Origin of the sequence: Kitasatospora sp. NBC_01246, from assembly GCF_036226505.1 — a bacterium.
Taxonomy (GTDB): Bacteria; Actinomycetota; Actinomycetes; order Streptomycetales; family Streptomycetaceae; genus Kitasatospora.
This window is the reverse complement of record NZ_CP108484.1, coordinates 7,418,472-7,439,654: the sequence shown is the minus strand read 5'-3', so window position 1 is coordinate 7,439,654 and position 21,183 is coordinate 7,418,472. Positions and strand designations below refer to the sequence as shown.

Below are 21,183 nucleotides of genomic sequence, written 5' to 3'. Positions count from 1 at the left end.
GGCGGGGGCTTCGTCGTCCCCGGCCGCAGGCTCCTCTGGGGTTCAGGACCCCGGCGGCTCGGGCCCTGGCGGCTCAGGCCTTCCAGCCGTTCTGGCGGGCGAGGCCGGCCACCAGGATGTCCAGACCGAACTCGAACCGCTCGTCACCGACGTTGCGGGTGAGCGCCGCCGCCATCGAGGTGATCATCGGATAGCGGTCGGCGGGGATGGTGCCGAAGTACTCCCGCACCTGGTCGGTGTAGTCCTGGGAGTTCCCGCCCCCACGCGTGGACGCCTCGAAGGTGGTCGCCGTGGTGTAGAGCCCGAGCACGTCGACCCCGTACGCGGCGGTCTGCTCGTCGAGGCCGCCCGCGCGCAGGATGCCGAGCATGGACTCGGCGATGTCCATGGCGTGCGGCGTGGTGGGCACATTGGCCACCACCGCCGCCCGGGCGAGGTCCCGGTGCGCCAGCAGGGCGTCCCGGGAGCGGCGCATCAGCCGCTTGATCTGCTCCTGCCAGTCGGCCGCGTCGGGCTCCTCGAGTTCGATCTCGGAGTAGGCCAGGTCGAGGACCTGCTCGACCAGCTCCTCCTTGCCGCCGATGTGGGCGTAGAGGCTCGCGGCCCCGGTGTCGAGCTCCTGGCCGACCCGTCGCATGCTCAGCGCGTCCATGCCCTCGGCGTCGACGATCCGCAGCGCCGCCTCGACGATCCGCTCGCGACTCAGCGGCTGGCGCTTGGCCGGCGCCTTCTCCTTCTCCTGCCAGTGCGCTGGCCAGCTCGGACGCGGGGCGGCACTGGTCATCGGGGCTCCTTCGTGGTCGGCGACGAGTCCCAGCGTACTTGACACGAACACCGTTCCATGGGAAAACACTGTTCGTTGAAGAAAACAGTGTTCGTTCAGGCGAACAGAGTTCGCCCCCAGTTCCAGTTCCAGTCCCCTTCCCAGCCCCGGATCCCGGAGAGCCCCCTCATGACCAGTCAGACCGCCCCACCCCCGGCCGCCACCGCGGCCGAGCCCGAACCGGCCGGATACCGGCTGCGCTGGGCCGCCCTCGCCGTGATCCTGGCCGCCGAGGTGATGGACCTCCTCGACACCACGATCGTCGGCGTGGCCTCCCCCGCCATCCAGCGCGACTTCGGCGGGGGCGACGCGCAGATCCAGTGGATCTCCGCCTCCTACACGCTCGCCTTCGCCGTGCTGCTGATCACCGGCGGCCGGCTCGGCGACCTCTTCGGCCGCAAGCGCCTGTTCGTCCTCGGCGCGGCCGGCTTCACGCTCGCCTCCGTGCTCTGCGCGGCCGCCACCGGCGCGGGCACCCTGATCGCCGCCCGGACCGTCCAGGGCCTGTTCGCCGCACTATTGATCCCGCAGGGGCTCGGCCTGATCAAGGCGATGTTCCCGCCCAAGGAGATCGGCGCCGCCTTCGGGCTGTTCGGGCCGATCCTCGGGCTCTCCTCCGTCCTCGGCCCCACCCTCGGCGGCTACCTCACCGACGCCGACTGGTTCGGCACCGGCTGGCGGATGGTCTTCCTGATCAACCTGCCGCTCGGGCTGCTCGCCGTGGTGGCCGCCGTCAGGATCCTGCCCGCCAACCGGACCACCCGGGCGGAGGGCGCCGGCCGGCTCGACCCGGTGGGCGTGCTGCTGCTCAGCACCGCCGTCCTGCTGCTGGTCTACCCGCTGGTCCAGGGCCGCGAGCTGGGCTGGCCGCTCTGGACGTACCTGGCCATGGCCGCCTCGCTTCCGGTGCTCCGGCTCTTCGCCCTCCACCAGCGCAGCGTGCTGCGGCGCGGGGGCACCCCGCTGATCGAGCCCTCGCTGTTCGCCAAGCGGGCCTTCACCTCGGCGCTCGCCACCGGCCTGGTCTTCTTCGCCGCGCTCTCCGGCCTGCTGCTGACCTTCACCCTCTACCTCCAGCTCGGCCTCGGCTGGACATCGCTGCACTCCGGCCTCAGCATGATCCCGCTCTCGCTCGGCATCGTGGCCGGCGCCGTGCTCTCCGGCGGCGTCCTCGGCCCCCGCTACGGCCGCCGGGTACTGCACGCCGGGATGGCGGTCGCCGCCACCGGCGCGCTCGGGCTCTGGGTCTCGGTGGAGCACTGGGCCGGCGGCCTGACCAGCTGGGCGCTGATCCCCGCGCTGCTGGTCACCGGATTCGGACTCGGCCTGATCATGGCGCCGTTCTTCGACATCGCCCTGGCCGGTGTGGAGGACGCCGAGACCGGCTCGGCCTCCGGCGTGCTCAACGCGCAGCAGCAGCTCGGCGGCTCGATCGGGGTCGCCCTGCTCGGCACCGCGTTCTTCGGCTGGGCCGGTCCGGAGGGCTTCCGGCACGCGGCCGGCTGGACCTTCGGCCTCAGCGCGGGCCTGCTCGCGCTGGCCTTCCTGGTGGCCTTCCTGCTGCCCCGCCACGCCCGCCCGCACGAGGAGGGGTGAGCCCGCCTCCGGCCCCTTCCCGCCACCACCTGCGCCGTCGCCCGCCGGGACCAGCCCGGCAGGCGGCGGCGCCCGCGCGTGTGCGCCTGGGGGGGTGTTGGCAGAGTCCCGCCGGGTCCGCGACGCCGCGACCTTGCCGACACCGCCTAGGATCCGGGCATGCAAGCGCTTCTGATGGCCGCCCTGCTCGCCGTGGTCCTGCTCTCCCGGATCCAGGAACCGAGACGGTTGGGCAACGGGGTGCTGATCGGCCTGATCGGCGTCTGCGCGGCGCTCGGCACGGTGAGCGCGGTCGGCCACTTCTCCTCGTCGGCCGCGAGCGCCGTCACCGCCGGCGTGGCCGGCGCGGTCTGGCTGAGCGGGCTGGTCGCGGCCGCCCTGCTGGTGGCCAACGGGGTCACCATGGTCCGGCGGGAGGGCACCCGGCCGGCCAGCCTGCTGTCCCTGCTCGCCGGCGCCGCCCTGCTCGCCCTGCTCGGGCTGCTGCTCTCGGCCACCTACCTCAGCGTCCGGGCGCTGCGCGCGGCGGCCGGCGCCGCCGTCCTGCTCGGCGGCTACGGCGCCTTCCTGCTGCTCTGCTTCCTCGGGTACACCCTGCTGTACCGGCGCCTCGCCCCCCGGCCCGGCGCCGACTACCTGGTGGTGCTGGGCGCCGGGCTGAACGGCTGCGAGGTGCCGCCGCTGCTGGCCGCCCGGCTGGACCGGGCGATGGCGCTCTACCGCGCCGAGGAGGCCGCCGGACACGCACCGCTGATGCTGGTGACCGGCGGCAAGGGCCCGGACGAGAGCTGCACCGAGGCCTCGGCGATGGCGGACCACCTGGTCGCCGCCGGCTGCCCGCGGGAGCGGATCCGGCTGGAGGAGAAGGCCACCAGCACCACCGAGAACCTCGCCTTCAGCCGCGAGCTGATGGAGCGCGAACGGCCCGGCTACCACTGCACCGTGGTGACCAGCAGCTTCCACGTGCTGCGCTCCGCCGTGACCACCCGCCGGGCCGGGGTGCCGGGGCAGGTCGTCGGCGCGCCGACGGCCGGGTACTACTGGCCCAGCGCCGTCCTGCGCGAGGTGGTCGCGACGGGCCTGATGTACCCCCGGGCGAACGCCGTCGCCGTGCTGCTGCTCGCGACGGCGGGGGCGGTGGTGGGCTGGCGGTGGTGAGCCGTCCGGCCGCCCGCCCCGCCGGACGCGGAGAGGCCCCCGGGTCCGCGAACGGACCCGGGGGCCTCCCGGTACGGCTCGGTGCCGGCCTGGTGCCGACTCCGCCCGGCTGGGATCAGCCGAGGTTGGCGAGCGCCTCGTTGAAGGTCTTCGAGGGGCGCATCACGGCCGCGGCCTTGGCCGGGTCGGGCTGGTAGTAGCCGCCGATGTCGACCGGCGAGCCCTGCACGGCGATGAGCTCCTCGACGATGACCTGCTCCTGCCCGGCCAGCGCCTCGGCCAGACCGGCGAACGCCTGGGCCAGCTCGGCGTCGGCGGTCTGCCCGGCCAGCTCCTGGGCCCAGTACAGGGCCAGGTAGAAGTGGCTGCCGCGGTTGTCGATGCCGCCGAGGCGACGGCTCGGCGACTTGTCCTCGTTGAGGAAGGTGCCGGTGGCGCGGTCCAGCGTGTCGGCCAGCACCTGGGCGCGGGCGTTGTCGGTGGTCTGGGCCAGGTGCTCGAAGCTGGCGGCCAGCGCGAAGAACTCGCCCAGGCTGTCCCAGCGCAGGTAGTCCTCCTTGACCAGCTGCTGGACGTGCTTCGGGGCGGAGCCGCCGGCGCCGGTCTCGAAGAGGCCGCCGCCGTTCATCAGCGGGACGACCGACAGCATCTTGGCGCTGGTGCCCAGCTCCAGGATCGGGAAGAGGTCGGTGAGGTAGTCGCGCAGCACGTTGCCGGTGACCGAGATGGTGTTCTCGCCGCGGCGGATGCGCTCCAGCGAGAACTTGGTGGCCTCGACCGGGGTCTTGATCTCGATCTGCAGACCGGCCGTGTCGTGCTCCGGCAGGTAGGTCTTGACCTTCTCGATCAGCACGGCGTCGTGCGCGCGGTTCTCGTCCAGCCAGAAGACGGCCGGGTCGCCGGTGGCGCGGGCGCGGGTGACGGCCAGCTTGACCCAGTCCTGGATCGGCAGGTCCTTGGTCTGGCAGGCGCGGAAGATGTCGCCGGCCTCGACGGCCTGCTCCAGCACGACGTTGCCCTCGTCGTCGACGAGCCGGACGGTGCCGGCGGCGGCGATCTCGAAGGTCTTGTCGTGGCTGCCGTACTCCTCGGCCGCCTGGGCCATCAGGCCGACGTTCGGCACCGAGCCGATGGTGGCCGGGTCGAGGGCGCCGTGGGCGCGGCAGTCGTCGATGACGGCCTGGTACACGCCGGAGTAGCTGCTGTCCGGCAGCACGGCCAGGGTGTCGGCCTCGTTGCCGTCCGGGCCCCACATGTGGCCGGAGGTGCGGATCATGGCCGGCATCGAGGCGTCGACGATGACGTCGCTCGGCACGTGCAGGTTGGTGATGCCCTTGTCGGAGTCGACCATGGCCAGGGCCGGGCCCTCGGCCAGCTCGGCCTCGAAGGAGGCCTTGATCTCGGCGCCGTTCTCCAGCTTCTCGAGGCCGCCCAGGATGCCGCCGAGGCCGTTGTTCGGGTTCAGACCGGCCGCGGCCAGCGCCTCGCCGTACTTGGCGAAGGTGTTCGGGAAGAAGGCGCGGACCACGTGGCCGAAGATGATCGGGTCGGAGACCTTCATCATGGTGGCCTTGAGGTGCACCGAGAACAGCACGCCCTCGCTCTTGGCGCGGGCGACCTGGGCCGCCAGGAACTCGTGCAGCGCGGCGACGTGCAGCACCGAGGCGTCGACGACCTCGCCGGCCAGGACCGGGACGGACGGACGCAGCACGGTGGTGGTGCCGTCCTCGGCGACCAGCTCGATGCGCAGCGAGCCGGCCGAGGAGACCACCGCGGACTTCTCGGTGGACCGGAAGTCGTTCGCGCCCATGGTCGCGACGTTGGTCTTGGAGTCGGCCGACCAGGCGCCCATGCGGTGCGGGTGCGTCTTGGCGTAGTTCTTGACCGACGCGGGGGCGCGGCGGTCGGAGTTGCCCTCGCGCAGGACGGGGTTGACCGCGCTGCCCTTGACCTTGTCGTAGCGGGCCCGGACGTCCTTGTCCTCGTCCGTCTGCGGGTCGTCCGGGTAGTCCGGCAGCGCGTAGCCCTGCGCCTGGAGCTCGGCGACCGCCGCCTTCAGCTGCGGGATGGAGGCCGAGATGTTCGGCAGCTTGATGATGTTGGCGCTCGGGGTCTTGGCGAGTTCGCCCAGCTCGGCGAGGGCGTCCTCGATCCGCTGGCCCTCCTCCAGACGCTCCGGGAAGCTCGCGATGATCCGCCCGGCGAGGGAGATGTCGCGGGTCTCCACCCGCACACCCGCCGTCGAGGCGTAAGCCTGCACCACAGGCAGGAACGAGTACGTTGCCAGGGCCGGCGCCTCGTCGGTGTGCGTATAGATGATGGTCGAGTCAGTCATCGGTACTCCGCTTCACGTCTCCAACGTCTTGATGTCAAGATATCTCGTGTTCGCCCCTTCGCTCCACCTCCCCCCGTACCGGAGTGCACTCCCGCGCCCGGTGAGGCCGGCGGCGGTCAGCTCCACCGTCGTCCCGGGGCGGGCGCCGGGCAAGCGGAGCAGCGGGGCGCGGGCCCGCGGAACCCCCCGCCGGCGGCCTCACCGGTGCGCGGCGAGCCGGGCGTCGAACTCGGCCTCGTCGGCGAGGAACCAGAGCTGGCCGCCCCGGTTGCTCTCCCGGACGAAGTCCCGCAGCGGGCCGCTGCCGTCGGTGTGGCGGGAGATGTCACCGACGACGGCCAGGCCGAGCCGGTAAGTGGCGAACTTCTGCACGATCCCGCCCGCGATCCGGGTGCTGAGGCGGAAGAAGTCCTCCTCGAAGCGCTCGGCGGGCACCACGACCCAGGCCGCGCCGGCCGCGAACGCGTCACCGATCAGATCGGTGGCATCCCGTTCGTCGCGCACCGGCGGGCCGTCGGCGGGCAGGCGCAGGACGGTGACGGCGGACTCAGACATCGGCGTTCTCCCCGATCAGTGCGTTGACGATGACGAGTAGCTCGGCCGTGTCGGCCAGACCCCCGAGGATGACCACCTTGAGCGTCGAGCGCTGCTCGTCGTGCAGGGTCTGGACCCGCAGCGGTCCGTCCTCGCGCGGGCCCGCGACGGCCGCCATCAGGGTGTTGGCCAGCCGAGCGGCCTCCACCGTCCCGATCGCGTCGATCTGCACGATGGTCGAGGCCTCGGCGTGGCGCCGCTCCTCGGCCGGCGCGGGCGCGGGGGCACCGGTGAACTCCGCGAGGTCCTGGGCGGTGATCCGGTACTGCTTGCCGATCCTGGTCGCCCGGAGGCGGCCGTCGCGGACGTAGCCGCGCACCGTGCGCACGTGCAGGTCCAGCAGTTCGGCCACCTGTTCCACCGAGTAGTAGGGCGCCACCAGGCCTCGCTTCCTTCGATCTTCCTTATCATTACGCAAACTACCACGACGATCGGGCGTATAGGGAAGGAAAGGGTAGGCGTGATCGGGGGGAGGTCCGGGGACCGTCAGGACTCCGTCAACACAGCACCGCATTCGGTCAACGCCGCGTCAGGGGAGCGACCGACGGCCCGCCGCCGCCCTAGCGTCGGAGTAAGCAGTTCCCGCAGGCCCCACCACTCCTTGGGAGCACCGCATGGCCCCCGTCGTCTGGCACGTCCCGGTCACCGTCACCGGATCCACCACCGCCCTCCGGCTCTTCCGCCTGCGCGACGGCCGTCGCTGCGCGGTGGGCTTCGCCACCACCGAGGCGCTGACCGCGCTCCTCGGACCGGACCAGGCGTGCACCGAACTCGCCGAGCCTGCGCTGCGGGCGCTCGCCGCGCCGCTCGGCGTGGACGCCCTGGTCCTGGATCCACGGCTGGTGGCACCGCCCGTCGCCAGGCCCGCCCGGGAGGGCGCTGCCAGCACGCCCGCCGGGCCCACCGGCCCCACCGCGGCGGCTGTCCGGACCGAGCTCCAGCACCGGTGACGACGCTCCGGCTCGTCCCCGGCGCCCGGTCGCCCGAACCGGACCGGCGGGCCGCCGGCCCGGGACAGCGCTCCCCCGGGCCGGCGGCCCGGCCCGGGGGAACCCCGCACCCCGGCGGCGGGCGGCCCCTGCACGCCCTGGTCCGGGTCGGCTTCGGCCCCGTACCGCTCGACTTCGACCGGCTCGCCGCCGAGTTCCCGGCCATCCGGAGCGGGTTCGCGCTGGCCGGCGGCGCCGACCTCGAACTGCGGCTCGTCTGCGGCGGCCCCCAGGAGTTGCGCGCGATCTCCACCGCGCTGCTCCGGGCCGGCGCGGTGCGGGTCCAGGTCGACCTCGTGCTGCGCGCCCTGACACCTGCTCCACCGACGCTGCGGCCGGTGCCGTAAGGCCGCCCGCGCCCCACCGTCGACCGGGCGGGGCGCGGGCGGCCCTAGCGGTCAGCCGCTCTCGCGGGTGAGCAGCGCGATCGCGGCCAGCAGCAGAACGGAGCCCGCCAGCAGGGCCGGGGTCACCGGCTCGCCGAAGCAGACGGTGGCGAGCAGCGCGGCGGTCGCCGGCTCCAGCAGCACCAGCACGGCGGCCGTCGCCCCGGGGACGGCCGTCAGACCGGTGAAGTACCAGCGGTAGGCGAGCAGCGTGGGGACGGTCCCCAGGAAGAGCAGCGCGCCCGCCGTCAGCGCCGGACCGCCCGCAGTCGGCAGCACCCCGTCGGCCGCGGCCAGGGGCAGCAGGCAGAGCATGCCGGTGGTGAAGGCGCCGACGTCCGCCCGGGCCGAACCGCCGCCGCGGGCCCAGAGGGTGAGGCCGCTCTGCCCGGCGCCCGCCAGGACGGCGAGCGCGACGCCGAGCACCGGCCGCGGGCCGGCCGCCGGGGCGGCGACCAGCAGGACCAGCCCGCCCAGCGCGACCGCGATCGCGGCCGAGGCCCGCACGGTGAGCCGCTCACCGAGCAGCAGATGGGCGCCGAGACTGGTCAGGACGGGCCCCGCACCGATGGTGACCAGGGTGCCGAGGCCGAGACCGGCGTACTGCACCGAGCCGAAGTAGGCGCACTGACTCACCGCCAGCCCGAGGCCGGTGAGCAGGGCCGCGCCGCGCGCACCGGCGCGCCCCCGGCGGGCGGGGAGGAGGGCCAGGCAGCCGGCCGCGACGGCGAACCGCCAGAAGCAGACGGCCACCGGGCCGAGCCCGGTGGTCCGCAGCAGCAGCGCGGCGGCGGCGCCGCCCAGGCCCCAGGCGACGGCGGCGGCCGAGATGGACAGCAGGCCGTGCCGGAGCGGCACGGCGGAACGAGTGGTCATGCGTTGGTTCTCCACGATGGTGGGCCGGTGACGTCCGCGGTCGGCGCGGGCGGCATCCAGCGGCCCGGTGGCGACAGCGCCGCCGGGCGGGGAATCGTGGAGCGCGCCCGCTAGCGGGCGGGCGGCGGAAGAATCACGGAACGCATGGCGGTCAGCCTACGCGGCCGCCCGGACCCGACCCCTGTGCGGCCCCCGCCGGGCGGTCGTGATCTTCTGCTGGTGGGCCGCCGCGACGTACCGTCGGCGGTGACGCGGTGGAAGTCGGCTTCCACCCCCGGACCGGGAGGAGCAGCAGCGTGGAGCACCTGACGTACGGCGAGGTCGAGGCGGCCGGGCGGCGGATCGCGGGGCGGGTGCGGCCGGTGGTGGTGGCACCCGGGGACGACGGCGGGCGGGTCTGGCTGGCCCTGGAGTACCTCCAGCACACCGGCAGCTTCAAGGCCCGCGGGGCGCAGAACTTCCTGCTCGCGCACACCGAGGCGGGCACCCTCCCGGCCGCCGGGGTGACCATCGCCTCCGGCGGGAACGCCGGCCTCGCCTGTGCCTGGGCGGCCCGCGAACTCGGCGTGCGGGCCACCGTGTTCCTGCCGGAGACCGCGCCCGCGGTCAAGGTGGCCCGGCTGCGCTCCTACGGGGCCGAGGTGCGGCTGGCGGGCCGCGAGTACGCCGAGGCGCTGGCGGCCTGCGAGGAGTTCGCGGCGGACGGCGGCGCGCTCGCCTCGCACGCGTACGACCACCCGCTGATCGCGGCCGGGGCCGGGACGGTGCTGGACGAGATCGTGGCCCGGCTGCCCGGTCTGGACACGGTGGTGGTCTCGGTGGGCGGCGGCGGACTGTTCGCCGGGGTGGCCGCCGCGGCGCGGGAGCACGGCGTCCGGGTGGTGGCGGTGGAGCCGACGGGGAGCCGGGCACTGGGTGCGGCCCTCGCGGCCGGCCACCCGGTGGACGTCCCGGTGGACTCGGTGGCCGCGGACTCCCTAGGGGCCCGCCGGGCCACCGCGCTGGCCGTGCACGCCTCCCGGCAGGACGGCGTCCGCACCGTGCTGGTACCGGACGACGCCATCGTCCGGGCCCGGCAGGCGCTCTGGGACGAGCGGCGGATCGCCGTCGAGCACGCGGCGGCCACCGCGCTCGCCGCGGTGACGGAGCTGGACGACGTGGCCGGCGAGCGGATCGCGGTGCTGCTCTGCGGCGCCAACACCGACCCCTCCGACCTGGTGGCGGCCGGGTAGTCGGGCGGCGGCCCGGCCCCGGGGCTCCTCAGCCGATGCCCTGCCGGTCCGGCAGCAGGGCGAAGGCGCGGACCTCCGGATCGGGCAGCTGTTCGACCACGGCACGGTCCAACAGGCGCCGCTGCTCCAGGAGTTGCGAGCGCCGCCGGTCGGGGCTGATCAGCAGCAGGTCGTCCAGGGCGGCCGCCAGCCGGCGGGTCACCTGCGGGTGGCCAGCCCCGCAGAGCCGGATCTCGGTGAACGCGAGGTCGACCACGGACTGCCAGTCCGGCACCGGTTCGACCAGCCGGACGGCGCCGGCCCGGTCGCGGAAGCAGAGGTCCCCGAAGCTCTCGTGCACCAGCATCCCGAGCAGTTGGTGGATCCGGTCGATCGCCTGCACGGCGGTGGTCGGGTCGTTGACGGCGGGCGAGAGCGCGCGGATCGCGATGTCGACCAGCTGCCGGAACCCGAAGCTGAGGTCCTGGTGCATGGTGCGGTCGACGCCGACGTTGAGCGCCAGGGCGATCCCCCGCGGGCGCGGCGGCCGGTCGGCGGCCCCGGCCACCCGGACGATCGGGGTGCCGGGAGTGATGAAGTCGCCGATCCTGGGCACCAGATGGAGCACCACGTCGTGCTTGCGGGCGATCCGGACCAGGCGGCCGATGTTGACGTCGCGCAGCACCCCGGAGCGCCCCTCGTGGAGCAGGGTGGGCGCCCCCTCCGGGACGGCCGGCGGCTGCGGCTCGGGCGGCATCCGTCGGTACTGGAGGATCACCGCCACCGACTCGTTGGCGACCCGGTCGATGACGTGCGGCACCCGCAGCAGCCGCATGGTGGACTGCACGTAGAGCACGAACAGCGCCAGGCTGAGCAGTACCAGCAGGAGGGAGCCGAGGCCGGAGAAGACCGGCACCGAGGTGACCTTCGCCGGGTCGGCGGAGTCGTCGTAGCTGAGCTGGACGAGCAGGGCGAACAGGAAGGTGGCCAGGCAGACCGAGAAGGTGGCCTTGGTGAGCCGGCTGCGGACGTACAGCCGCAGGACGCGCGGGGAGAACTGGCTGGCGCCCATCTGCAGGGCGACCAGCGAGATCGAGAACACCACGCCGATGAACGTGAGCATCGCCGAACTCACCGTGGAGACCACACTCTTGGCCGCACCGGTGAACCGCATCAGCTCGTCCGCCGAGCCGGTCTCGGCGACGCTGGCGGTGACCACGGCCTCGTCCAGCCAGGCCGTCACCCCGGAGAACAGTACCGCGGCGACGCAGGTGACCAGCGGGGCGAACCAGAACGACTCCCGCAGGTGCTCGCGCAGCGGGGAGAGCGGGCGGTAGCGGCCGGGCCGGCGATCGGTCATCGCCCCAGGCTAGGGCTTGTCCGACCATTCGCATCGGATCAGCGCCCGGCCGGCCGCGCGCGGGGCCGCCCCGCGGCGGCGGCCCCGGCGCTCAGTCCCCGTCGAGCACCCGCCGGAGGGCGAGCGCGTCGGGGGCCGCGGCGATGAGCAGCCGGGCGTCCGGGTCGGGCAGGGTGAGCAGAGCGGCGTCCCCGGCCTCGGGCCACCGCGGCGGCGCGGGCGGCGGGTGGCCGACGGTGAGCAGCTGGCCGGTGGCCCGGTGGCCGCCGAGGACGGCGGGACCGTCCCAGCCGGGGGCGCCGGGGCCGAGGTCGGTCCGCTGGTCCAGCAGGAGCCGGCCGGCTCGGCGCACGGTCAGCCGGGAGGTGAGCCGGCCGGGGCCGGCGGCCCGGGCCCAGTCGTGGTGGCGGCCGAGGATCTGCTCCTCGCGGTAGCGCAGCCGGGCACCGGCGGCGAGGGTGATCCGGGTGTGCAGCAGGAGGTGGCTGCCGGCGGCGGCGACCACCGGCTCGGGGCACCAGTCGAGCCGGGCGCCCTCCCCCACCGTCAGTTCGACGTCGTAGTGGGCGGGGCCGGGGCCGGGCAGGCTGATCGTGGCGGCCGCGCTGGTCACGGTGAGGGCCGCGCCGTCGGCCACCTCGACCGCGAGTGCCAGCCGGTCGCCGCCGAGCGGCGCGGCCATCGAGCCGACGAGCACCACCCGGGCTCCGCCGTCGGCGTCCCGGGTGCGCCGTGGGGCGAGCGGTCCGGCGCCGGAGAGGACGGGCAGGGCGGTCGCGCCCCGCCCGTCGGGTTCGGCCCGGATCCGGGCCCGGGCCACCAGCGCGGCCCGGGGCGCGTCGGCCGGGACGGGACCGGCCGCGGCCGTCGTCACCGGAGCCGTCACCGTGGGAGCCGTCACCATGGGAGCCGTCACCATGGGAGCCGTCACGGCCGGGTGCGCCAGTCGGCCAGCCGCTCCCGGACCCAGGCGGCGACCGGTGCCACGCCGTCGGGTGAGGTGAGCGCGGAGAACACGGTGGGCAGGGGGCCGCGCTGGGCGGCGGCGTCGCGGGCCATCACGTCGAGGTCGGCGCCGACCAGCGGGGCGAGGTCGGTCTTGTTGATCACCAGCAGGTCCGAGGTGGAGATTCCCGGGCCGCCCTTGCGCGGGATCTTGTCCCCGCCGGAGACGTCGATGACGAAGATCTGGTGGTCGACCAGGCCCCGGCTGAAGGTGGCGGTGAGGTTGTCGCCGCCGGACTCGACCAGGACGAGGTCGAGCGGCCCGACCGCCTCCTCCAGTTCCTCGACGGCCTCCAGGTTGGCGGAGATGTCGTCGCGGATGGCGGTGTGCGGGCAGCAGCCGGTCTCCACGGCGGTGATCCGCTCGGGCGGCAGGACGGCGTTGCGCAGCAGGAACTCCGCGTCCTCGGTGGTGTAGATGTCGTTGGTGACGACGGCCAGCGACAGCTCCTCGCGCAGCAGGCGGCAGAGCGCGGCGACGGTGGCGGTCTTGCCGGAGCCGACCGGCCCGCCGAGGCCGATCCGCAGGGCGCGCCGGCGGGTGCCGCCGGCGGCGGTGGAGGTGTAGGTGTGGCGGGCGGGGGCGTCGACGGGGTCGGCGTGGTCACGATGCAAAGAGGCGGACCTTCCAGGAGTGGTGCTGCTCGGCGTAGACGTCGAGCAGCGGCGCGGAGGCGGCGGGCAGCGCGTCCGGGTCCCCGCCCAGGGCGGCGGTGACGGCGGCCTCGGCCACGGTGTCGAGTTCGGGGGCGAGCCGGGCCAGCGCGGCCGCGACCTCGTACGGGTCCAGGCCCAGCAGCCGCACGCAGGCGGTGGCCGGGCCGTTGACGCTCTCGTGGGCGGCGGCGGTCGCGGCCTGGGCGGGGGTGAGGCCGGCGGCCAGCGCGACGGTGCCGAGGACGACGCTCTGGTGCGCGCCGCGCGGGAACTCGGCGGCCAGCCGGTCGAGTCCGGGGTGCGGCCAGGCCGCGCGGGCGGCGCGGAGCAGTTGTCGGCCGAGCCGGCGGCTGGTGGCGCGCAGGGCGGGTGAGGCGGTGCGGGCCGCGTCGAGCCGGCCGGCGTCCTGGCCGGCTGCGGCCGCCGCGGCCAGGGCGGCCGACACCAGACCGGTGGTGTGCAGCCGCCCGGTGAGGAACGCCGTCATGCTCTCGGTGTCCCGCACCCGCCCGGACCGGACCGCCGCCTCGGCCCCGCCGGAGTGGGCGTGCCCGCCGGCGGGGAACCGGCCGTCGGCGAGCAGCAGGAGCGCGGCGAGGCCCATCAGAAGAGGAAGTACCGCTGGGCGAGCGGCAGTTCGGCGGCCGGTTCGGGGGTGACGAGTTCCCCGTCGATGGTGACGGTGAAGGTGTCGGGTTCGACCCGGACGTCCGGCCGCGCGCTGTTGTTGACCATCCGCTCCTTGGTGACCCCCCGGGTGTTCCGGATCGCGCTGAACGCCTTGGCGACCCCCAGCTGTTCGGCCAGCCGCTCGGGCAGGCCGTCCTCGATCGCCGCCGCCGCGGTGAAGTTGAGCGAGTTGGCCGCCGCCGAGCGCCCGATGGCGCCGAACATCGGCCGGGGCAGCATCGGCTGGGGCGTCGGGATGGACGCGTTGGCGTCGCCCATCTGCGCCCAGGCGATCTGGCCGCCCTTGACCACGAGGTCCGGCTTGACCCCGAAGAAGGCGGGTGACCAGAGCACCAGGTCGGCGAGCTTGCCCGGTTCGACCGAGCCGATCTCGCCGTCCAGGCCCTGGGCGACGGCCGGGTTGATGGTGTACTTGGCGACGTAGCGCCGGGCCCGGTGGTTGTCGGCCCGGCCGTCGCCGGCGAGCGGGCCGCGCCGGGCCTTCATCACGTGGGCGGTCTGCCAGGTGCGCAGGACCACCTCCCCGATCCGGCCCATGGCCTGGGAGTCGGAGCTGATGATGGAGATGGCGCCGAGGTCGTGCAGGATGCCCTCGGCGGCGATGGTCGACGGCCGGATCCGGGACTCGGCGAAGGCGAGGTCCTCCGGCACGTACGGGCTGAGGTGGTGACAGACCATCAGCATGTCGAGGTGCTCGGAGACGGTGTTGACGGTGTGCGGCCTGGTCGGGTTGGTGGAGCTGGGCAGCACGTTCGCGGCGCCGACCACGGTGATGATGTCCGGCGCGTGGCCGCCGCCCGCACCCTCGGTGTGGTAGGCGTGGACGCCCCGGCCGGCGATCGCCGCGAGGGTGTCGCCGACGAAGCCGGCCTCGTTCAGGGTGTCGGTGTGAATGGCCAGTTGGGCACCGGTCTCGTCGCAGACCCGGAGGCAGGCGTCGATCGCGGCCGGCGTGGCGCCCCAGTCCTCGTGGATCTTGAACCCGAGCGCGCCGGCCCGCAGCTGGTCGTGCATCGAGGCCCGGTTGACGGTGTTGCCCTTGCCGAGCAGGCCGATGTTGACCGGCAGGCCGTCCAGCGCCGCGAAGACCCGGCCGAGGTGCCACGCCCCCGGGGTGATCGTGGTCGCCTTGCTGCCCTCGGCCGGTCCGGTGCCGCCGCCGACCAGGGTGGTGACCCCGGAGGCCAGCGCCTCGTCCACCAACTGCGGGCAGATGAAGTGCACATGGGCGTCCACGGCGCCGGCGGTGACGATCCGGCCGTTGCCGGAGATCACCTCGGTCTCCGGTCCGATCACCAGGTCCGGGTGGACACCGTCCATGGTCTCGGGGTTGCCGGCCTTGCCGAGGGCGGTGATCCGGCCGTCCCGGATGCCGATGTCGGCCTTGACGACGCCCCAGTGGTCGAGCACCACCGCGCCGGTGATGACGGTGTCCGGGGCGCCCTCGGCGCGGCTGGTCCGGGCCTGGCCCATCGACTCCCGGATCACCTTGCCGCCACCGAAGACGGCCTCGTCGCCGCCGCGGCCGCGGTCCTCCTCGACCTCGATCAGCAGATTCGTGTCACCGAGCCGGATCCGGTCCCCGGTGGTCGGGCCGTACAGGTCGGCGTAGCGCTCGCGGGTCAGCCAGAGGGCGGGGCGGTCAGTCATCGAGCGCACCTCCGACCGCGCCGCGCAGGCCGAGGACCTCGCGCCGGCCGGCGATCGGGACGAGTTCGACCTCCACCGGGATGCCCGGTTCGAAGCGGACGGCGGTGCCGGCCGGGATGTTCAGCCGTAGGCCGCGCGCGGTGGACCGGTCGAAGTCCAGGCCGGGGTTGGCCTCCCCGAAGTGGTAGTGCGAGCCCACCTGGACGGGCCGGTCGGCGGCGTTGACGACGGTCAGCCGGGTGACCGGCAAACCGGGGTTGAGGCCGATCGCGCCCTCCCCGTGGAGGATCTGCCCCGGGAACGCCCGCTCGCCGCTCACTGGATCGGCCCGTGCACGGTGACCAGCTTGGTCCCGTCCGGGAAGGTCGCCTCGACCTGGACGTCCGGGATCATCTCCGCGATCCCCTCCATGACGTCGTCCCGGGTGAGCACCTTGCGGCCGGAGTCCATCAGCTCGGCGACGGTCCGGCCGTCCCGGGCGCCCTCCAGGACGTGCGAGGTGATCAGCGCGACCGTCTCGGGGTGGTTGAGCCGCAGCCCCCGCGCCCGGCGGGCGCGGGCCACCTCGGCGGCCACGTGGATGAGCAGGCGTTCCTGCTCGTGGGGGGTGAGTCTCATCTGCGCGCACCTCGGGAGGGTTCGAGCGCACGGACACAACGCTGTGCCGCGGTGGTGGCGCATACCGTAGCGAACGAACGACCCCGACCACAGGGCACCTCACCGATTCCGCCCGGTATCCCTATGCGGCCGCCACTATTTCTATAACCCTATTTGCCGTCCACATTGCCGGATCTTGTGCGGAACCTCAATTCCGGCTCAAATGCTGGACCTACCGGCGAGTCACGTAACACACACATGAACAGAGGACCCCCTACCAGCGGGAATGTCTGGGGAAGTAGGTAAACATTCAGTAATGAAATCTGTGCATAGGCCTATGAATACGCCTACTGTGTGGCAACTCTCCGCGCTCCGTCCGCCGGGTTCCCACACCACAGAGAGATTTCGCATGGCATCCCTCAACCAGCTGTCCCCGCCGAGCACCGGCACCTCTCCCGACTCCGGGACACCCACCCATCGGTCGCTCCGCCGCGAGGTCGGCCTGATCGGCCTGCTGTGGGCCTCGGTGGGTTCGATCATCGGCTCCGGCTGGCTGTTCGGCGCCAAGAACGCCGTCATGGTCGCCGGGCCGGCCGCGCTCGTCTCCTGGGGCATCGGCGCCGTCGCGATCGTCCTCCTCGCCCTGGTGCACGCCGAGCTGGGCGGGCTCTTCCCGGTCGCCGGCGGCACGGCCCGCTACCCGCACTACGCCTTCGGCGGTCTGGCGGGCATGTCCTTCGGCTGGTTCTCCTGGCTGCAGGCCGCGACCGTGGCACCGATCGAGGTCGAGGCCATGATCGGGTACGCGGGGCACTGGGAGTTCGCCAAGAGCTTCCTGAACGACAACGGCACCCTCACCACCAGCGGCTTCATCGTCGCCGTCCTGCTGATGGGCGTTTTCGTCGCGGTCAACTTCCTCGGTGTGCGGGTGCTGGCCCACACCAACTCGATCGCCACCTGGCTGAAGATCTTCGTCCCGCTGCTGACGATCTTCGTGCTCGCGCTGACCAACTTCCACGGTTCGAACTTCACCTCGCACGGCTTCGCCCCGTTCGGCATCAAGGGCGTGCTGGCCGCGATCAGCTCCAGCGGCATCATCTTCGCGCTGCTGGGCTTCGAGCAGGCGATCCAGATCTCCGGCGAGAGCCGCAACCCCAAGCGCGACATCCCCCGCGCGGTGCTCGGCTCGGTCGCCATCGGCACCCTGATCTACGTCCTGCTCCAGGTCGTCTTCATCGGCGCGCTGCCGCTCAGCTCCTTCGCCAACGGCTGGGACAAGCTCGACTTCCCCGGCATCGAGGGCCCGTTCGCCGGCCTCGCCACCCTGGTCGGCCTCGGCTGGCTGGCCTGGGTGCTCTACTTCGACGCCATCGTCTCCCCCGGCGGCACCGGCCTGATCTACACCACCTCCACCTCCCGCATCTCCTACGGCCTGAGCAAGAACGGCTACGCGCCGCAGAAGTTCGAGCAGCTGGACAGCCGGGGCGTGCCGTGGTTCGGCCTGATCCTCTCCTTCGTCACCGGCGTCGTCTGCTTCCTGCCCTTCCCGAGCTGGCAGGAGCTGGTCGGCTTCATCACCTCCGCCAGCGTGCTGATGTACGCCGGCGCCCCGCTGGCCTTCGGCGCGCTGCGCCGCCGCCTGCCCGCCCGTGAGCGCTCGTACCGGCTGCCGCTCGGCGGCGTGATCTCGCCGCTGGCCTTCGTGGTCGCCAGCCTGATCATCTACTGGGCCGGCTGGCACACCCTGTCCCGCCTGGGCATCGCGATCGTCCTCGGCTACGTGCTGCTCGGCAGCTACGCCGCCTACGCGATCCGCAAGGGCCTGCCGAACGCCCCGCGCCTGGACTGGCGGGCCGCCCAGTGGCTGCCGGTCTACCTGGTGGGCCTCGGCCTGATCTCCTGGCAGGGCGGCTTCGGCGAGGGCCGCGGCAACATCCCGATGTGGTGGGACATGGGCGTGGTCGCCGTCTTCGCCCTCGGCGTCTACTTCTGGGCGATCCGGGTCGCGCTGCCGGCCGAGGCCATCGAGCAGAACATCGAGGACATCGAGGTGGTCGACGCCGGCGGTCACTGACCCTTCGTCGGACACCACGGGGCGGGCCCGCCGGTACACACCGGCGGGCCCGCCCCGCGTTCGCCGCCCGCTCGCGGCTACAGCTTGAGAGCCGTACGCAGCGCCGCCTCCACCGCCGCCTCCGGGTCCGCCACCGCGTCCTCGCTCCGCCAGGCGACGAAGCCGTCCGGGCGGACCAGCACCGCGCCGCCCGGCCGGAGGCCGTGCAGCTCGGCGAAGTCCGCGCCGGGCTCGGGCGCCAGGTCGTCCTCCGCCCCGGTACCGATCCGGTAGGTGTCCAGCGGCACGGCCAGCCGGTCGGCCGCCCGGCGGGCGCCCTGGTGCCAGGCCGTGCCCTCGGGGCCGGTCAGCAGCACCATCGCCTGCTCGTACAGGTCGAGGGTGGAGAGCTTGACGCCCGCCCGCAGCAGCCACTGGTGCGGCGCCCGGCTGCCGGGTTCGCCGCCGGACTCGAACGCCTCCGGCACCACCGGCCCGGCAGGGTCCGCCCCGGCGACCGCGCCCACCGGGTAGCGGTAGCCGAGTGCCACCGCCAGCACCCCGGCCTGCCGCCCGACCCCGGGCACCACCGCGTACCCGGGGTGGCTGTGCTCGGCGGAGCGCGCCGAGGCCCGCTCGCTGGTCACCTCCGCCACCGGCCGGCGCTCCTGCCCGTACGTCTCCAGCAGCCCCGGTCCGGCCCAGCCGCAGAGCACCGCGGCCAGCTTCCAGGCCAGGTTGTGGGAGTCCTGGATGCCGGTGTTCGAGCCGAACGCGCCGGTCGGCGACATCTCGTGCGCGGAGTCCCCGGCCAGGAAGACCCGCCCGGCGGAGTACCGCGTCGCCACCCGCTCGGCCGCGTGCCAGGGGGCCTTGCCGGTGACCTCCACCTCAAGGTCCGGCACCCCGACGGCGGCCCGGATGTGCCGGACGCACCGCTCGTCGGTGAACGCCTCCAGCGGCTCGCCGTGCTCCGGGTGCCACGGCGCGTGGAAGACCCACTCCTCGTGGTTGTCCACCGGCAGCAGCGCGCCGTCGGCGTCCGGGTTGGTCAGGTAGCAGGCGATGAAGTGCCGGTCGCCCACCACCTCGGCCAGCCGCTTGGCCCGGAAGGTGATGCTGACGTTGTGGAACAGCTCGCCCTTGCCGCTCTGGCCGATGCCCAGCGCCTCCCGGGCCGGGCTGCGCGGGCCGTCCGCCGCGATCAGGTACTGGGCCCGGACGGTGCGCTCCTCGCCGGTCTCCCGGCTGCGCAGCAGCGCCGTCACCCCCTCGTCGTCCTGTTCGAAGGAGACCAGCTCGGTGCTGAAGCGCAGCTCGCCGCCGAGCTCGCGGGCGGCCTTCAGCAGGACCGGCTCCAGGTCGTTCTGGCTGCACAGGCACCAGGAGCTGGGGCTGAACCGGGCCAGCCGGCCGCCCGGGTCGATCTCCCGGAACAGCCACTCCTGCTCCTCGCCGGTCAGCGAGGGGGCCTGCAGGATGCCGTGGTTCGCGGCGAGCACCGAGGCGGCCTCGCGGATCGCCGTCTCGATCCCCGCCCCCCGGTAGAGCTCCATCGTGCGGACGTTGTTGCCTCGGCCACGCGGGTGACGCGAGGTGTCGGCGTGCTTCTCGACCAGCAGGTGTCTGACACCCAGTCGGCCCAGGAAGAGTGAGGCCGACAGCCCGACCAGCGAGCCGCCGACGATCAGGACCGGCACCCGGTCGTCAACCTTCGGATTCATCAATTGCTCCAGCCTGTACGGGGGTTCGCGACCCGGCTACGGGGCTCGGCGTCGCCCTCGGCGGGGCCCTCGCGCACGTCGGCCCCGCTCTTCCATCCCCCGCCGCGGGTCCCTTCTGCCGCCTCGTCGCCCGGATGGCCCGCATATCTCGCGCCACTCGTGGGGTCCGCGCACGATCGACCTCAGGCCTGGCCCCCACCCGCCCGGGCCGACCGCCACCGCACCGCCCTCCCCCCGCCGGGGCCCGTCCGGACGGAAGCCGCCCGGCGCGCACGGCGCGGGCAGCGCCCGAAGCAAGAAAGTGGATCATGACGACTCTGTCCGAACCGCAGGCCGAGCAGCACTCCGAGCAGCACACCCGACTGCGCGTGATGCTGATGCTGGAGATCAAGGACGGCGCCCAGCAGCGCTTCCTCGACGTGTACGAGAAGCTGCGCCACCAGGTGGCCTCGGTCCCCGGCCACGTCAGCGACCAGCTCTGCCAGTCGATCAACGACCCGCGGCAGTGGCTCATCACCAGCGAGTGGAAGGACCAGGAGACCTTCCTGGAGTGGGTGGACAGCCCCGCCCACCGCGAGATGGTCAAGCCGATGCACGGCTGCGTCAGCGACACCTTCCGCTCGCTGCGCTACTCCATCCTCCGGGAGACCTCCGCGGCCGGCGCCACCGGCACCCGCAAGCCGGTGGACGTGCCGCCCGGCCTGCCGCGCACCGCGCCGGCCGGGCACGTCGGCCCGCCGCAGGCCGCGCCCGGCCCGGACGGGGTGGTCCGGCACGCCCTGACCTTCACCGTCAAGCCCGGCAGCGAGCACGAGGTGGCCCGGATCCTCTCCGGCTACGCCTCCCCCAAGGCCGAGGTGGACGAGACCACCCAGCTGCGCCGAACCTCCCTCTTCATGCACGGCAACCGGGTGGTCCGGGCCGTCGAGGTGGTCGGCAACCTGGGCGACGCGCTGCGCCACGTGGCGATGCAGCCCGAGGTCCGCGCGGTCGAGGAGGCCATCAACCCGTACCTGGAGGAGGCCCGCCAGCTCGGAGACCCGCAGGCGGCACGCGCCTTCTTCGCCCGTGCGGCGCTGCCCGCCGAGCACCAGGCGATCGCCGGCTCCCCGGCCTCCGGCCGGCTGCACCGGCACGCCGTGCTCTACCCCGTCAAGCCGGGCAACGGCGCGGCCGTGGCCGCCCTGCTCGCCGAGCACGACAACCTGGCCACCGCCGACCCGACCGGCCCGCTCGCGGCCGCCACCGTCTTCCACCGGGAGGACGTCGTGGTCCGCCTGGTGGACCTGCGGGTCCCGGCCGAGGCCGAGCCGGCCGTCGCCCTGGGCGTGGCCGGCGAGCGCGAGGCCACCGTCCTCGGCCGGCTGCTGGACCTCGGCGCCGAGGGCGACCTGCGCACCGTCGCCGGCCTGAGCGCCCTCCTCGCCGCCCGCGCCATGAGCCCGGTCACCGACCGCAGCTCCCAGCTCACCTGACCGA

General features: G+C 73.8%; 20 protein-coding genes. 7 read left to right on the top strand and 13 right to left on the bottom strand.

The features are described 5' to 3' along the window. Positions 1–73: 73 nt before the first annotated feature. Entirely contained in the window at positions 74–784 is a 711-nt protein-coding gene (locus OG618_RS31590; protein WP_329490999.1) for a TetR/AcrR family transcriptional regulator, read from the bottom strand. 168 nt (positions 785–952) lie between these two features. Between OG618_RS31590 and OG618_RS31585 the strand changes: the two genes are divergently transcribed. Both OG618_RS31585 and OG618_RS31580 read left to right on the top strand, forming a co-directional pair. Further along, on the top strand, positions 953–2,419 hold the full coding sequence (locus OG618_RS31585; protein ID WP_329490997.1) for an MFS transporter: 1,467 nt from the start codon (positions 953–955) through the stop codon (positions 2,417–2,419). 159 nt (positions 2,420–2,578) lie between these two features. Beyond that, entirely contained in the window at positions 2,579–3,577 is a 999-nt protein-coding gene (locus OG618_RS31580) for a YdcF family protein (protein WP_329490996.1), read from the top strand. 115 nt (positions 3,578–3,692) lie between these two features. Here OG618_RS31580 and OG618_RS31575 read toward each other — a convergent pair whose 3' ends face one another. From OG618_RS31575 to OG618_RS31565, 3 genes are all read right to left on the bottom strand, one after another. Next, a complete protein-coding gene (locus OG618_RS31575) occupies positions 3,693–5,912 on the bottom strand; it encodes an NADP-dependent isocitrate dehydrogenase (RefSeq protein ID WP_329490995.1) in 2,220 nt (739 codons plus the stop codon). 198 nt (positions 5,913–6,110) lie between these two features. Next, on the bottom strand, positions 6,111–6,467 hold the full coding sequence (locus OG618_RS31570) for a DUF4180 domain-containing protein (RefSeq protein ID WP_329490994.1): 357 nt from the start codon (positions 6,465–6,467) through the stop codon (positions 6,111–6,113). Next, positions 6,460–6,885, bottom strand: a complete 426-nt coding sequence (locus tag OG618_RS31565) for a helix-turn-helix domain-containing protein (protein WP_380392260.1) — start codon at positions 6,883–6,885, stop codon at positions 6,460–6,462. The genes OG618_RS31570 and OG618_RS31565 overlap by 8 nt, the downstream gene beginning before the upstream one ends. 235 nt (positions 6,886–7,120) lie before the next feature. Here OG618_RS31565 and OG618_RS31560 point away from each other — a divergent pair, with 235 nt between their 5' ends. After that, positions 7,121–7,456, top strand: a complete 336-nt coding sequence (locus OG618_RS31560) for an SAV_915 family protein (RefSeq protein ID WP_329490993.1) — start codon at positions 7,121–7,123, stop codon at positions 7,454–7,456. Beyond that, positions 7,453–7,842: a hypothetical protein gene (locus OG618_RS31555; protein WP_329490992.1), complete on the top strand. Its 390-nt coding sequence runs from the start codon at positions 7,453–7,455 to the stop codon at positions 7,840–7,842. Before OG618_RS31560 ends, OG618_RS31555 begins: the two co-directional genes overlap by 4 nt. A gap of 51 nt (positions 7,843–7,893) precedes the next feature. On the opposite strand, the gene OG618_RS31550 is transcribed toward OG618_RS31555, so the two are convergent. Beyond that, on the bottom strand, positions 7,894–8,757 hold the full coding sequence (locus tag OG618_RS31550) for a DMT family transporter (RefSeq protein ID WP_329490991.1): 864 nt from the start codon (positions 8,755–8,757) through the stop codon (positions 7,894–7,896). Positions 8,758–9,053: 296 nt separating this feature from the next. Here OG618_RS31550 and OG618_RS31545 point away from each other — a divergent pair, with 296 nt between their 5' ends. Then, a complete protein-coding gene (locus OG618_RS31545) occupies positions 9,054–9,989 on the top strand; it encodes a serine/threonine dehydratase (RefSeq protein ID WP_329490990.1) in 936 nt (311 codons plus the stop codon). 28 nt (positions 9,990–10,017) lie between these two features. On the opposite strand, the gene OG618_RS31540 is transcribed toward OG618_RS31545, so the two are convergent. The 7 genes from OG618_RS31540 to OG618_RS31510 all read right to left on the bottom strand — a co-directional run bounded on the left by OG618_RS31540 (position 10,018) and on the right by OG618_RS31510 (position 15,948). Beyond that, the gene (locus tag OG618_RS31540) at positions 10,018–11,328 is read right to left on the bottom strand and encodes a DUF2254 domain-containing protein (RefSeq protein ID WP_329490989.1); all 1,311 of its coding nucleotides are present in this window, start codon (positions 11,326–11,328) and stop codon (positions 10,018–10,020) included. 91 nt (positions 11,329–11,419) lie between these two features. Then, on the bottom strand, positions 11,420–12,232 hold the full coding sequence (locus OG618_RS31535; protein ID WP_329490988.1) for an urease accessory protein UreD: 813 nt from the start codon (positions 12,230–12,232) through the stop codon (positions 11,420–11,422). 23 nt (positions 12,233–12,255) lie between these two features. After that, entirely contained in the window at positions 12,256–12,948 is a 693-nt protein-coding gene (gene ureG / locus OG618_RS31530) for an urease accessory protein UreG (protein WP_329490987.1), read from the bottom strand. Beyond that, on the bottom strand, positions 12,938–13,594 hold the full coding sequence (locus OG618_RS31525) for an urease accessory protein UreF (protein ID WP_329490986.1): 657 nt from the start codon (positions 13,592–13,594) through the stop codon (positions 12,938–12,940). The genes ureG and OG618_RS31525 overlap by 11 nt, the downstream gene beginning before the upstream one ends. After that, a complete protein-coding gene (locus OG618_RS31520) occupies positions 13,594–15,330 on the bottom strand; it encodes an urease subunit alpha (RefSeq protein ID WP_329490985.1) in 1,737 nt (578 codons plus the stop codon). The genes OG618_RS31525 and OG618_RS31520 overlap by 1 nt, the downstream gene beginning before the upstream one ends. Continuing rightward, a complete protein-coding gene (locus OG618_RS31515) occupies positions 15,323–15,649 on the bottom strand; it encodes an urease subunit beta (protein WP_329490984.1) in 327 nt (108 codons plus the stop codon). Before OG618_RS31515 ends, OG618_RS31520 begins: the two co-directional genes overlap by 8 nt. Then, on the bottom strand, positions 15,646–15,948 hold the full coding sequence (locus OG618_RS31510) for an urease subunit gamma (RefSeq protein ID WP_329490983.1): 303 nt from the start codon (positions 15,946–15,948) through the stop codon (positions 15,646–15,648). The genes OG618_RS31515 and OG618_RS31510 overlap by 4 nt, the downstream gene beginning before the upstream one ends. A gap of 388 nt (positions 15,949–16,336) precedes the next feature. Here OG618_RS31510 and OG618_RS31505 point away from each other — a divergent pair, with 388 nt between their 5' ends. Continuing rightward, positions 16,337–18,001 carry an APC family permease gene (locus OG618_RS31505; RefSeq protein ID WP_329490981.1) on the top strand — a complete coding sequence of 555 codons (1,665 nt, stop codon included), beginning with the start codon at positions 16,337–16,339 and terminating at the stop codon, positions 17,999–18,001. Between the two features lie 77 nt (positions 18,002–18,078). On the opposite strand, the gene OG618_RS31500 is transcribed toward OG618_RS31505, so the two are convergent. After that, a complete protein-coding gene (locus OG618_RS31500) occupies positions 18,079–19,704 on the bottom strand; it encodes an FAD-dependent oxidoreductase (RefSeq protein ID WP_329490980.1) in 1,626 nt (541 codons plus the stop codon). A 308-nt stretch (positions 19,705–20,012) separates the two neighbouring features. Here OG618_RS31500 and OG618_RS31495 point away from each other — a divergent pair, with 308 nt between their 5' ends. Then, positions 20,013–21,179 carry a SchA/CurD-like domain-containing protein gene (locus OG618_RS31495; protein ID WP_329490979.1) on the top strand — a complete coding sequence of 389 codons (1,167 nt, stop codon included), beginning with the start codon at positions 20,013–20,015 and terminating at the stop codon, positions 21,177–21,179. Positions 21,180–21,183: the final 4 nt, after the last annotated feature.